The organism is Yersinia aleksiciae, from assembly GCF_001047675.1.
Taxonomy (GTDB): domain Bacteria; phylum Pseudomonadota; class Gammaproteobacteria; order Enterobacterales; family Enterobacteriaceae; genus Yersinia; species Yersinia aleksiciae.
Genome location: NZ_CP011975.1, coordinates 321,651 through 334,317, shown reverse-complemented (window position 1 = coordinate 334,317; position 12,667 = coordinate 321,651). Strand labels below are relative to the sequence as shown.

Below are 12,667 nucleotides of genomic sequence, written 5' to 3'. Positions count from 1 at the left end.
ACCCTTAGGCAGAGGTCGGTAAAATGGCTTCTACATCGCTGTGCGGGCGTGGGATCACATGACAGGAGGTCAACTCGCCTACCGCGCTGGCCGCAGCAGAACCGGCATCGACTGCCGCTTTAACTGCGCCGACATCGCCACGCACCATCACAGTGACCAGGCCGGAGCCGATTTTTTCGTAGCCCACCAGTTGGACGTTGGCGGATTTGACCATGGCGTCAGCCGCTTCAATGGCAGCGACCAGGCCTTTAGTTTCGATAAGTCCAAGAGCATTATTCATAAATTTGATTTCCTTGTTAATTTGCGGGTGATCACTTAAACGGTAAACCTTTCACTAATCGGGCGGCGTTGTTACCGAGCCGCCGTAATTGCTCTTCGTCTTGCCCCCGCGCCTGCCGAAATAACGGGCTGGCGGGGGGTAGATTACGGAAATGCACCACCACTTCGTCGGCAGAACAGGCCAGCCCCACCAATAACGGGGAGCGGGTGGCGGCTTGCCAGGCGCGTTGTGTTGCATCGCCGTCGTCGTCTTGTTGCCACTGCCAGGGAATGCCCTCCTCCTCAATGCCCAGCAACACTTGATGCCAGACGGCCTCGGGTGTTGGCGTGGTCAGGCTGATCAGGATGGCAGGAGCGTCATGGGTGAAATTCATCAGTGGCTCTCCCGCTGATAAGCCAGAATCAAGCCGGTTGCCACGGCATTACGTGGGCCTTCACTGGCGCGGATATTGCCGCGGCCCGCCACCAACTTGTAGTGGGAGAGGGCGTCGGTGACCAATTGCGGGATCTCGAAGTCCAGCGACGAGCCGCCGACCAGCACCACGAACGGGATATCGCGGATATTGCCGGTGGGGCTGACTTGGCGCAGAGCGCGAAGCGCATTGGTGACAAATACCCGCTGTTTGGCAGAGCGGCGAATGTTACGGACTTTTTCCAGTGCGTAATCGCCCGGCAGTGGCACCAAACCTTCCGGTTTGACCACCACCAGTCGGGCAAAAACTTCTGGTGCCAGCGGTTGTGGGAAGAACTGAACGCTGCCATCTTCGTGGCGCAGGTGGAACAGACTCTCCACTTTAGCGAGCGGGTACTTTTTGATGTCCTCGGCCAGATAGCGGTCTTGCAGATCCAGTTCCGAGGCGATGATCATCGTCACCATGTCGCCCGCCCCCGCCAGATGAGTGGCGACGATTTGGCCTTGGGCATTGATGATGGAGGCATCGGTAGAACCCGCCCCCAAGTCGAGGATGGCGAGTGGCCGTCGCGTCCCTGGTGTGGTCAGCGCGCCGAGTATCGCCGCTTCGGCTTCCGCCCCCCCAACCTGTACATCAATACCTAAGGTTTTTTCGATCTCACTGGCGATATGCGCCATTTGCAGGCGGTCAGATTTCACCATCGAGGCGATACCCACCGCTTGCTCAAGGGAGAACTCGCCCGCCAGACCGCCAATGACATTGACTGGCACGGCCGTGTCAACGGCAAGCAAGTCTTGAATGAAGATCTCATTGGTCGGTTTGTTGGTCAGTTCGGCCATGGTTTGGCGCACGTGTTCGAGCATGCCGCCGATATTGGTACCGGCTTCACCGCTGACATTGTCCAGATGCCGGAAGCTGTTAACCGCCGCCATAATGGCTTCACTGCCGGTGGCGACATCCACCCGCACCGTGCGGCCATCGGCGAACAGCTCCAGATGACCCGCCGGAATGGAGCGCGCTTTAACGTCCCCTTCTGGCGTTTTCACCACCACCGCGGAACGGGTACCAATCAAGGCGCGCGCCACCGGAACAATGTTTTTGGTCTCTTCGGCACTCAGTTCAAATACCGTGGCAATGCCATAGGGGTTAGAGAGGGTTTCAATCACCTGACCCGGCATGGCCACTTCCACCGCCGCCAACATGCCCATCGGGATACGGTCGATATGCAGTACCTCATCGACGATCGGCAGTGGGTGGGTGAGGCGGTTACTGACCAAGACGCCATCGTCACGTTGCAAGATAATCGCCGTGATGCGGTATCCGGCCCCGTTGGCGGCATTGACCACCGCCGCGACATCAGCAAAATCGACCGCCGATGGCACCACCAGAATGTAGGGTTGGGCGGGATCACGGGTGACCAGCTCATCAAGGGTGATGGTCAGCCCAACCCCCAACCCCAGTCCACCGGGGGTTTTCGGGTTGTGGCCGATCATGGTGGATTCCGTGATGATGGTTTCCGTGATGGTTTCCATCGCCACATCGCCAATGACCGGAGTGGCCTCGTTGATGCGGATCAGACTGATATCGCCCAGCGCGATACCGGCCTTTTCCACCAACATTGTCAGCGCTTTGTTGATGCCGAAAATGTTACGTTGCGTCCCCTTGATACCGGTGGTTTCGGTCAAGGCACTGGTGACAAACAGCAACTGACCGTCAGCCGCGCATTGTGCCAATGCCACTTCTGTTGATGAGTTACCGATGTCGACACCGACGATATAGCGCATATCCCGTTCCTCTATACCCTTCATCTTTCAAGTTGCAGCGGTGTTGGCTGCGCTCACTTACCCCAGTCACTGACTTGAGTCAGCTCCTGGGGATTCTTTCTCTTGCCGCCTACCTGCAACGTGAAATCTATTGGGTATATCTCCTTTATCTTTCAAGTTGCAGCAGTGTTGGCTGCGCTCACTTACCCCAGTCACTGACTTGAGTCAGCTCCTGGGGATTCTTTCTCTTGCCGCCTACCTGCAACGTGAAATCTATTGGGTATATCTCCTTTATCTTTCAAGTTGCAGCGGTATTGGCTGCGCTCACTTACCCCAGTCACTGACTTGAGATTAATTGATGAATTAATCGTCGCCTTTCAGCTTTTTGCGCTGAACATACAAAACGGCAGCTTCGCGCACGAAGGCAGCACAGATGGTCGCTTGGTAGGTTTTTTCCAGATCATCTGCAATGGCATTCAGCTCTTCTTTGCTTGAGCGGAAAGGGCGCAGGGCGTTGTAGATATCCAACACCTTGTCATCCGGCACTGCGGTCAACTCAGCGGCGCGCTCGAAGTTCATTGCCAGCAGCGGGCGACCCGCGTCTTTGGCAATGGAGGCTTGAATACGCAGGATTTCCGGGGTAATACGCAAATCCTGTGAGGTGACACTGCCGTTCAACACGTTAGCCAGCGTCAGATCATCCAGCGTTTTATTGGTGGCGGTTTTCACCCAATCAGGGTGTTTGTTCGCCAGCGGATAATCTGAGACTTTGGCATCACTGCGCGAACTGACCGCGGGTGCCGAACAAGCCGCAGGCGCTTGGCCTTGCAGGCTGTTCATCTTGTTCAGCACGTCGCGAACCATGGATTCAATAGCTTCGGAATTCATTGTGTTTTCCTTTGTTAAAGCGCCACCCGGAGTTCCTGAGGATTCTTGCCGGTCACCACATATTTGGTTTCTTTAATGTGCAGAATCGCTGATTTGGCCTGATATTTTGGCCGTGCCATCTGGTCGTTCAGGGTCGGCACCGGTTGTGGTGATTCCCGTTTGGCGTAGCGCGCTGCGTTTTTACCAATCAGGCGGTAGGTTTCCAGCGTCAGCAATGGTGCTTGCGGGAACAACTCCAGATTGGAGAGTGGCGGCAGACCTTGCTGATGAATGACCGTGGTGCCTTTGGATTGAATGCCGATAGAGATACCGGAACCGCTCAGGCGGTTGCCTTCGACCGCAACAAAGGCCACATCGGAGGATTTAAAGCAGCGGATCACCCGTGCTTTGATACCCTCCTCTTCGATACCGGCAATCAGCTCGCGCAGAATGTTTTTGTGCGGTATGCCGACGATGTTGGCGGTTTGCGACAGACCAAATGCCGGGCCGACCGCAATGATCACTTCATCCTGATTGCTGCCAGGGCGGGCTTCACCCACTTCGGTGAGGAAATCCCCGGATGCCACGGCCGTTGTCGCCGTGGCGGGTTGGGACTCTTGCTTAAAGGAGACGCTGTTTTTGTCTCCCTGCATTTCCTGCAATACGCCTTCGATAATTTGGCGTAACAGTTTTTCGTTAATATCCACCATCTCGTGAACCCCTTAGCCAAGCTCATTCGGATCAAGCGCGTTTGGAATGTTTTTGATCTCTTCCCAACGTGCACCTTCCAGCCGGTAACCGGTAGCTGGACCCGCGTAGTCATTGACGTCATTCACCGCTGACAGCACTTGGTTGTCACCTTTGATGATCGCCGAGGTGTGCAGGTAGTCACCGGCAATTTTGGCTTTCTGGATGTTGAGCATGTCTTGCGCCACATCTTCGAAACCGCCTTGTGCCAAGGCTTTAACCACTTCCAGACTGGTGCGGTTTTTGCTGATGATCTCCTGAGCGAACTTGATGTCTTCGACGATGTTACGTTCCGGCATATCTTTCGAGCCGTGGGCATAAGTGGCAGCAATCACTTCTTCGTCAGTGATTGGCGGCAGACCCATACCGGCGAACACCGCTTGCAGGGCGCGTGCGGCTTTATTACGAATTGCCACTACGTCAGCTTCCAGCACCGGACGCAGACCGCCATCCACTTTCAGGTCGCGCTGCAACACGTTGTAATCGTCAAAGTCTTCGGCGTCTTCGTTGGAGCCAGCGAACATGTTGTCGTAGTTCGGCACCGCAGAATAACCGGAGGAGATAAAGTCAGTCCCCGGTAGGAACTGCATCAGCAGACGTGCGGTACGGCGCATATCTGAGTGGGTAAAGGTCTGGTCGTTACTGGAGGCACACTCTAAATCCAGCGCCGAACAGATCAGGTTTTCTGCCAAAATGGCGCGAATACCTGACGGCACCGCGGATGGCACACCAACGCAACTGACAGAGCCGTTTTGCAGCCCTTGTACCCCAGCCGCTTTGGTGATGTAGATGCAGCGAGCTTCCAGATAGAGCATGGATTTACCCTCGGCGTAGCCCATTTGGACTTCGGAGCCAGAGCCGGAGGTAAAGCGCATTTTCAAACCGCGTGACGCATAGGAGGAGGCGAGGAAGCCTTTCGACCATGGGGTGTCATCGCCGTCGGTAAATACCGGTTCAGTGCCGTAAACCGAAATGGTTTCGGCATAACAGGTGTGGCCCAGCATCCCTAGCTTCAGCTCGGTGGCTTCTTCCAGCGAACATTGGGTCAGTACCCCGGGGCGGCCCACTTGCGAACCGACCAACAGCGCGATGGCGTTAAAGGGCGCGTAACGGGCCACGGCGACGGTGGTCTCCTGTTCGTCGAAGCCACGGAGTGCCCCTTCGGCCGCATCAGCAGCAATCTGCACCGGGTTATCTTTCACGTTGGTGACGTGAGCTTGCTGTGATGGAGTACGACGCGCGCGCATTTTCTGCATCGACATCATCATTTCCACCACGTTCATATGGGAGACCACTTCGACGATTTTGGCCGGTGTCATGGCGGTCGTCAGCGGCACAATAGTGCGGCGTGATACATTCGGATCACACAACATATTGGCCAGCTTGATGGAGTCCATCTTCATCACTTCTTCCGCGTGGTCCAGATTAATACCGTAGCGGGCGATAAAGTGGTCGATCAGGTCGAAACTGCTCTGTGGTTTGCCGTCTAACTCGGTCACCACACCGTTGACGATCTTGATGGAGGGTTTAGGATCGTTCGGGCTTTCCATGGCAATAAAGCCTTCCTCGATCCACTCTTTGACAAAGCCGTCCTGATTAACCGGGCGTTTCGCCAACGCTTCAAATCTTTTCGATTTCATGAAACAGCCTCACTGTGGCGTCAGATATAAGAAGGGCGGTCGTTTTTCGGTTCAGAACCTAAGGTTCCTAATACCGTTTTGCCGATCTCACGGGCAGAAATGACTGCCTGACGGACTGCGCCAGAATCGCCGGAGATAACCAGAATCACTTCGTTACTGAAGCTGGTGCCTTGTGCTGGCGAGCTGTATGCCACCACGTCAACATTGGCGGATTTCACGGCGGTATCGGCCATCAGCACCCCAATCGACGCTGGAGCGCCGACGATCACGCCACAAGAGCGGCCCAGTGGTGCGCCGAAGGCTTTTTCTAATGCATGACTGGCGCGAGCGCTGTATTGCAGTTCGATGTGGCCCGCTTCATTGGCGTAAACGTCGCCGAACGTTCGGTCCAGCTCTTTCAGTGCCACTTCCACCGCGCGTTTGACGTCAGAAACATCATCGCCACCGAAGATAATCAGCGAACCATGACCGGCACCGCCTTTGGTATCGCGGGGTAACTCAATGCTAACCACTTCGGTATTGGTGGCTTTTACCGCTTCATCAGCCGCCATAATGTGCGGGCCTGCACCGGTACGAGCGCCCAGAATACCGATCGAGCGATAGCGTTTTTCCAGCTTCATTGCGTCCAGTAGGGCGCTATCGACGTTGGCTATTACCAATCCGACCGTGTCACCGATCGCGGTTCCAACAAATTCCGTTAAACTGCAAGTTTTCTCAGCCATAGCCGTATCTCGTTGTTTATGGGAGGGTTGCGTAGAAGACGCCGGGGCGTGTTCACTGACTTTCGCTATCACCTGCGCCATGATTTGGTCGACCAGGTCATTGCTTTTCATTCGTTACTTCCCTTTGATGAGGAGCCCTTTGGCGAACGGCCCTTGGGTAAAAAAGCCTCGACGTCGGTATGCGGGCGCGGGATAACGTGGGTTGATTTCACTTCGCCCACTTTCGCAGCCGCGCTGGCACCCGCATCAGTGGCCGCTTTAACCGCTCCGACGTCACCGCGGACGATGACGGTCACCAGACCTGAGCCGATTTTTTCGTAGCCCACTAACGTCACATTGGCCGATTTCACCATGGTGTCAGCGGCCTCAATAGCTGCGGTCAACCCTTTGGTTTCCACCATTCCTAGTGCTTCTTGTTGCATAAATACCTCGACGGAATATCAGGAGCCTTGTTCTGGCTTGAAATGTCATGTTGAAATATTGAATTGTCAGGTTCGTGCTGAGAACGAATATACAAACAAGCAATGAAAAAGAATGGCTGTATTGAATTTACTGGCAAGAATGGTTAGCGACTAAATAACAAAATATTGTCATCGTTATGCGCTAGTAGTGTGTTTTTTATGGCTATTTTAGTTATCTTGCATGGTAATAACTGGTTATTGAATATTCAGAATTACAATTAATTGGGTGACAGTGTTTATTTATTCTGCTAAATGCGCACCTGCCCAATAAATAGAGTGTATAGCGGTGAACATTAAATATAAATCGATTGGCGGGGGGGAATTAATGGTAAAAGTGCGAGCCTGATAACAATAACGGAAAGAATAAACAGCAAGAAAGTCATATTGGGGAATAAAAACAAAAGGTCTCTGTTTACGCGAGGTTGACCCTAATTTCGGTGGCAGCAATGACAATAATTTGTTATTGAAAGTCTAGTTTTTGTTTAATGAATCACCAATCACGACAACACTTTCATTTTGCGTCTCTTTATAGTGACTGAGTCAAGGGCCGTGCATTACTTCATCTACTCTTGGGTAGATTGATCATAATAATCACAAGCAGGGTAACTCTATGAACGACTCACTCAAGGCTCAGTGTATTGCGGAATTCCTCGGTACTGGGTTGTTTTTATTTTTTGGTATTAGTTGTCTGGCGGCACTGAAAGTGGCAGGGGCCAGTTTTGGGTTATGGGAAATCTGCATCGTGTGGGGGCTGGGGATCTCACTGGCGGTCTACCTGACTGCAGGGATTTCCGGTGCTCACCTCAACCCCGCCATTACCATTGCTTTATGGCTGTTTGCTTGCTTCCCTGGCCGCAAAGTGATTCCTTACTCGATCGCCCAAGTCGCAGGGGCTTTTGGTGGCGCGGCACTCTCCTATCTGTTGTATCACAACTTATTTACTGATTTTGAAACCGCCCATCAGATGGTGCGCGGCAGCCTGGAAAGCCTGCAATTAGCCAGTATTTTCAGTACCTTTCCATCTCCGGCTATCAGTGTATGGCAGGCCGCATTTGTTGAGATCGTCATCACCTCGATTCTAATGGGGCTGATTATGGCACTGACCGATGATGGTAATGGCGTGCCACGTGGTGCCTTAGGGCCATTGCTGATTGGTATTCTGGTGGCGGTGATCGGGGCGTCAACTGGCCCATTAACGGGTTTTGCCATGAATCCGGCGCGTGATTTTGGCCCGAAATTATTTACCTTCTTTGCGGGCTGGGGAAAAATCTCCATGACCGGTGGTCGCGATATTCCTTATTTCATTATCCCGATCGTGGCCCCTATTATTGGTGCTTGCCTGGGTGCGGCGGTCTACCGTTTCTTCATTGGCAAAAATCTGGCATGCAATACCTGTAAATTAGAGGATGAAGAAGCCACTCATTAGTTGTATATCAGTTAACGCGTTTCCTCATCTTACGACTGTAACGCTGTCGCTAGATGAGGAAATTTCGTGATCCATTCACCTTAATGGATCATTAATTGTCCCCTGTAGATTATGACTCTGGTAAAGTGAACTGTTATTTTTCTTCATTTAACCGAAGAGTAAACCTTCACAGGGAAATAGGTTTTTTCGCCTTGCTAACGGGAATGAAAATATAACAATGCGTTAACACATTAAACATTACAGGGATGATTTATAGCAACAAATAAAAACTTAATAACAATAAATTAACTGAGAGGTTTTATCATGATTTCTGCCAGTTCTCTAAACTCAGAGCTCATAAATAAAATCGCGCAGGATTTTGCTCAGGCAACCGGGTTGGCCGTGGTGGTGGTCAATATTCATGGTGAAGAGATTTCCGACTTATTTAATTTCACCCCATTTTGTCAATTGATGCGCCAAGACCCAGTTAACCACCTTCGCTGTCGAATGAGTGATCGTTGCGGCGGCCTTGAAGCCTCAAAATCCAATGAGCCTTGTATCTACCGCTGTCATGCTGGGTTGACGGATTTCTCTATTCCACTGGTGATTGCCGGACATCTGGTGGGTTTTGTTTTATGTGGTCAGGTGCGGCTGCACTCTGATGTTTATCTGATTGATATTTTGAATGTTGATAATCACTGGCAACAGGATCCGGCGTTGATGGATGAGTTCCACAATGTGCCGATCATGGATTTCTCGCGGGTGATCGCCTCGGCGGACTTACTGAAGCTGATTGTAGAAAACTGCCTGAAAAAGCACCTCAATTTTGTGGTGATTAATGACAACATGGGCAGCAAAGAGCCGGGCAAGATACGGCCTGTTCATCCACACGACAGCAAAATGAAGAAAGTATTACGCTACATCGATACCCATCTGTCGGAAGAGTTGCGACTTGAGGATGTGGCGAGCAAGGTGTACCTCAGCCCTTACTATTTCAGCAAATTATTCAAAAAATATCAGGGCATCGGCTTTAATGCCTGGGTCAATCAACAAAGAATGGCCAATGCCCGCGAGATGCTGCAACACAGCGATTGGAGTATTGCCAGCATTGCCAAGAATTTGGGATTCTCGCAAACCAGCTATTTCTGCAAGGTGTTCCGTCAGACCTATAACGTGACACCGCAGGTATTTCGTTCACTGTCATCTGATCGTCACGAAATGGAATAACCGTGACTGAGTTAATATTATTCAATCTTGCCCTGTGCTTTGATTTTCTATTTAAAAATAAGCTAAAAATTAAGTATTAAAAATTATTAATGACAATTTTTTGTTATCCTTCAAATGGATTATTACACCGCAATGTATTGTTTTATATTGATTCTTAAGTTTGCCATGACAATATTGTGTTATACTGCGGCAAGAAAATCATCATCAAAAAATGAAATTCACCATTTTTTATGAACAGAAAGGCGTATATTAATTTTATGACGCGCTAATAAGATACCAATTAATAAACACGCTGTTATAACAGTGTAAATAAAGAGATAAATTAGATAACGAAATAAGAAATTAAATAACGAATACAGATGAAGCTGATAGGTGGAAAATGTACCGAATGGGGCGTAAACGGCATGAGCCGTCGGAGTGCCATAGGAACAGTCGCCCCGCCAGACGCCGAACGATAAAGTGATTTGTTACTCATTTCAGTGCAATTTTTTATATACCGAAATGGTCATGTTATGCACTCATGCATAACTGGGAAGGGGGTGACAATCCCCCGCAGCCCCCGCTGCTGTGATGCTGACGAACCCGCTGTTACCACTGATCCATCGGATTGGGAAGGTTGCGGGGGAGAGTGACGCTAAGCCAGAAGACCAGCCAGATCGGTAAAAGATATTCAACTCCTTCGGTGGGAAGCGGGTTGTCATCAGATGCGCGCAGCGGTGACGTTGCGTAGACGCACCTTTTTGACACTGCATATCCCGCTTGAAATGGCGGGATTTTTTATGCAACGGTCAGGCAAACACGCCTTTATTATCGCCGGAACAGGCAGCGGATGCGGCAAAACCACCGTGACGTTGGGTATTCTGCGCGCCTTAATTGCACGCGGATTAGCGGTGCAGCCGTTCAAGGTGGGGCCGGATTACCTCGATACGGGCTGGCATACCGCCGTCAGTGGTGTAACGTCACGTAATCTCGATGCCTTTATGTTGCCCACCGCGACTCTCAATGGGCTGTATAACCAGCATATGCGCCATGCCGATGTGGCCGTGATTGAGGGCGTCATGGGGTTATATGATGGCTACGGCACCGACCCCGATTATTGCAGCAGCGCCGCAATGGCTAAGCAACTGGGCTGCTCGGTGATCTTGCTGGTGGATGGCAAGGCGGTATCGACCTCAGTGGCCGCCACCGTGATGGGCTTCAGCCAGTTTGACCCCAATCTGGTGATTGCTGGGGTGATTGTGAACCGCGTCAACTCCGACACTCACTATCAGCTACTACGCCATGCCATCGAGCACTATTGCGGTATTCCGGTATTGGGCCGACTGCCGGTGATGGAGGATGTGGCGCTGCCTTCGCGCCATTTAGGGCTGATTCCGGCGCAAGAGCGCGGCGAGACGGGCAAACAACCCGATAGCGACCCGCGCTGGCAGCGACTGGCGCAACAGATTGAGGCGACCCTTGATCTCGATCGGCTATTGGCGCTGACTCATTGCTCAACGCTGCCCGCAGGCACCCCACCTGAGTTATCTCCCCAGGCACTGGCCGACGGCCTGACACTGGCTCTCGCCGAAGATGAAGCCTTCAATTTCTACTATCCCGACAATCTGGATCTGCTTGAGCAGGCCGGAGTGCGCATCCAACGTTTTAGCCCACTGCATGACCGCCAGCTGCCCCCTTGCCAAATGATCTATCTGGGTGGCGGCTATCCGGAGATCCACGCCGCCAAATTGTCCGGCAACACGGCGATGCGCGGAGCGTTACAGCAGGCTCACCGCCAACAGATCCCCCTGTACGCCGAATGTGGCGGCTTGATGTATCTCGGCGATGGCTTAACCGATGAGCAGGGGCAGCGTCACCCAATGGTGGGGATTTTGGCGGGGGAGAGCCGGATGGGAAAACGGCTGACCCGCTTTGGTTACTGTCAGGCTGAGGCCCGCCGCGACACCTTATTGGCGGCGCAAGGCGAGATCCTACGCGGCCATGAATTCCACTATTCCGATTTTACCAGCGCACTGACGCCGGTATTTGAGAGCAGCAAGTGGCGCGATGGCGTGGCAATCCAGCGCTGGCAAAGCGGCTATCAGGTGCAGCGCACCCAAGCCAGCTACCTGCATCTTCATTTCGCCCAACGCCCCAATTTACTCAATGGCTGGCTGCGCGTGGCCCGGAGCCTGCTATGACCCTCGCCGCTTGGTTTGTCGCTTACTTGCTCGATCACTGGCTCGGCGATCCGCCGCACTGGCCCCATCCGGTGCGCTGGATGGGCAATCTGATCACGCTGCTACAACGGATAATTCGTGCTCGATGCCACAGCGAACGGGCGCTGAAGTGGGGCGGGGCGCTGCTGTGGTTGTTGGTGGTGGGCATCACTTGGCTAGTGAGCTGGGGTTTTTTAGCGCTGATGACGCAGATTCACCCGTGGCTCGGCTGGTTGGCGCAAGTGTGGATGATTTACACCCTGCTGGCGGGGCGCTGCCTGAGTGAAGCGGCACTGCTGGTGTTTGATGCGCTGCAACAGGGCTCGCTGGCGCAGAGTCGCGAAAAGCTGTCGTGGATTGTTGGGCGCGATACCTCGCAACTGGAGAAACCGCAGATCACCCGCGCGGTGGTGGAGACCGTGGCTGAAAACAGTGTCGACGGGGTGATTGCGCCACTGTTTTTCCTGCTGTTAGGCGGCCCACCACTGGCGATGGCCTACAAAGCGGTCAATACCCTCGATTCGATGGTGGGGTACAAAACCCCGAAATATCGGGCGATCGGTTATGTGTCGGCGCGAATGGATGATCTGGCGAACTGGCTACCCGCGCGGCTGAGCTGGTTACTACTCAGTGCCGCGGCATGGCTGATTCAGGCTGACTATCGGCAGGCACTGCGCATGGGTTGGCGCGATCGCTATCAACACGCCAGCCCGAACTGTGCATGGCCGGAAGCCACGGTGGCAGGTGCGCTGGGGCTGCGCCTCGGTGGCCCGAATGATTACTTTGGCGAGCGGGTAGAGAAACCCTGGATCGGTGATGCGCAGCGCGAAGTGGCACTCAATGACATTCCGCGCAGCATCCATCTGATGCAGATGGCGTCGCTGTTAGCCCTTTTACTGTTTGCGTTGATTCACCTGCTGCTGGTCGGCATTTAACAAGGATAAC

12 protein-coding genes and 1 riboswitch are annotated in these 12,667 nt (G+C 52.9%); of the genes, 4 read left to right on the top strand and 8 right to left on the bottom strand.

Annotated elements, in window-relative coordinates:
- Positions 1-4 precede the first annotated feature (4 nt).
- The 8 genes from pduJ to pduA all read right to left on the bottom strand — a co-directional run bounded on the left by pduJ (position 5) and on the right by pduA (position 6,853).
- Positions 5-280, bottom strand: a complete 276-nt coding sequence (gene pduJ, locus ACZ76_RS01690; protein WP_005274628.1) for a propanediol utilization microcompartment protein PduJ — start codon at positions 278-280, stop codon at positions 5-7.
- 31 nt (positions 281-311) lie between these two features.
- Positions 312-653 (bottom strand): glycerol dehydratase reactivase beta/small subunit family protein, encoded by a 342-nt coding sequence (locus ACZ76_RS01685; protein ID WP_048616227.1) that lies wholly within the window; start codon positions 651-653, stop codon positions 312-314.
- Entirely contained in the window at positions 653-2,476 is a 1,824-nt protein-coding gene (locus ACZ76_RS01680) for a diol dehydratase reactivase subunit alpha (protein ID WP_048616225.1), read from the bottom strand. Before ACZ76_RS01680 ends, ACZ76_RS01685 begins: the two co-directional genes overlap by 1 nt.
- Positions 2,477-2,818: 342 nt before the next feature.
- On the bottom strand, positions 2,819-3,343 hold the full coding sequence (gene pduE, locus ACZ76_RS01675; protein WP_048616223.1) for a propanediol dehydratase small subunit PduE: 525 nt from the start codon (positions 3,341-3,343) through the stop codon (positions 2,819-2,821).
- 14 nt (positions 3,344-3,357) lie between these two features.
- Entirely contained in the window at positions 3,358-4,029 is a 672-nt protein-coding gene (locus ACZ76_RS01670; RefSeq protein WP_162489035.1) for a propanediol/glycerol family dehydratase medium subunit, read from the bottom strand.
- 15 nt (positions 4,030-4,044) lie between these two features.
- Positions 4,045-5,709: a propanediol dehydratase large subunit PduC gene (pduC, locus tag ACZ76_RS01665; protein ID WP_048616220.1), complete on the bottom strand. Its 1,665-nt coding sequence runs from the start codon at positions 5,707-5,709 to the stop codon at positions 4,045-4,047.
- 20 nt (positions 5,710-5,729) lie between these two features.
- The gene (pduB, locus tag ACZ76_RS01660; RefSeq protein WP_032813071.1) at positions 5,730-6,542 is read right to left on the bottom strand and encodes a propanediol utilization microcompartment protein PduB; all 813 of its coding nucleotides are present in this window, start codon (positions 6,540-6,542) and stop codon (positions 5,730-5,732) included.
- Positions 6,539-6,853, bottom strand: coding sequence for a propanediol utilization microcompartment protein PduA (gene pduA / locus ACZ76_RS01655; protein WP_048616216.1), 315 nt, complete (start codon positions 6,851-6,853; stop codon positions 6,539-6,541). The genes pduB and pduA overlap by 4 nt, the downstream gene beginning before the upstream one ends.
- Positions 6,854-7,502: 649 nt before the next feature.
- Here pduA and pduF point away from each other — a divergent pair.
- From pduF to cbiB, 4 genes are all read left to right on the top strand, one after another.
- Positions 7,503-8,318 carry a propanediol diffusion facilitator PduF gene (pduF, locus tag ACZ76_RS01650; RefSeq protein WP_048616214.1) on the top strand — a complete coding sequence of 272 codons (816 nt, stop codon included), beginning with the start codon at positions 7,503-7,505 and terminating at the stop codon, positions 8,316-8,318.
- A gap of 303 nt (positions 8,319-8,621) precedes the next feature.
- Positions 8,622-9,524, top strand: coding sequence for a transcriptional regulator PocR (gene pocR / locus ACZ76_RS01645; RefSeq protein WP_048616212.1), 903 nt, complete (start codon positions 8,622-8,624; stop codon positions 9,522-9,524).
- 485 nt (positions 9,525-10,009) lie between these two features.
- A riboswitch (cobalamin riboswitch) is annotated at positions 10,010-10,194 on the top strand.
- 109 nt (positions 10,195-10,303) lie between these two features.
- Entirely contained in the window at positions 10,304-11,704 is a 1,401-nt protein-coding gene (locus ACZ76_RS01640) for a cobyrinate a,c-diamide synthase (RefSeq protein WP_048620149.1), read from the top strand.
- Entirely contained in the window at positions 11,701-12,657 is a 957-nt protein-coding gene (gene cbiB / locus ACZ76_RS01635; RefSeq protein WP_048616210.1) for an adenosylcobinamide-phosphate synthase CbiB, read from the top strand. The genes ACZ76_RS01640 and cbiB overlap by 4 nt, the downstream gene beginning before the upstream one ends.
- Positions 12,658-12,667: the final 10 nt, after the last annotated feature.

What these genes read in the sequence shown, in the direction of transcription:
- pduJ (WP_005274628.1), bottom strand. Translation starts at nt 280, where the DNA reads ATGAATAATGCTCTTGGACTTATCGAAACTAAAGGCCTGGTCGCTGCC.
- ACZ76_RS01685 (WP_048616227.1), bottom strand. Translation starts at nt 653, where the DNA reads ATGAATTTCACCCATGACGCTCCTGCCATCCTGATCAGCCTGACCACG.
- ACZ76_RS01680 (WP_048616225.1), bottom strand. Translation starts at nt 2,476, where the DNA reads ATGCGCTATATCGTCGGTGTCGACATCGGTAACTCATCAACAGAAGTG.
- pduE (WP_048616223.1), bottom strand. Translation starts at nt 3,343, where the DNA reads ATGAATTCCGAAGCTATTGAATCCATGGTTCGCGACGTGCTGAACAAG.
- pduC (WP_048616220.1), bottom strand. Translation starts at nt 5,709, where the DNA reads ATGAAATCGAAAAGATTTGAAGCGTTGGCGAAACGCCCGGTTAATCAG.
- pduB (WP_032813071.1), bottom strand. Translation starts at nt 6,542, where the DNA reads ATGAAAAGCAATGACCTGGTCGACCAAATCATGGCGCAGGTGATAGCG.
- pduA (WP_048616216.1), bottom strand. Translation starts at nt 6,853, where the DNA reads ATGCAACAAGAAGCACTAGGAATGGTGGAAACCAAAGGGTTGACCGCA.
- pduF (WP_048616214.1), top strand. Translation starts at nt 7,503, where the DNA reads ATGAACGACTCACTCAAGGCTCAGTGTATTGCGGAATTCCTCGGTACT.
- pocR (WP_048616212.1), top strand. Translation starts at nt 8,622, where the DNA reads ATGATTTCTGCCAGTTCTCTAAACTCAGAGCTCATAAATAAAATCGCG.
- ACZ76_RS01640 (WP_048620149.1), top strand. Translation starts at nt 10,304, where the DNA reads ATGCAACGGTCAGGCAAACACGCCTTTATTATCGCCGGAACAGGCAGC.
- cbiB (WP_048616210.1), top strand. Translation starts at nt 11,701, where the DNA reads ATGACCCTCGCCGCTTGGTTTGTCGCTTACTTGCTCGATCACTGGCTC.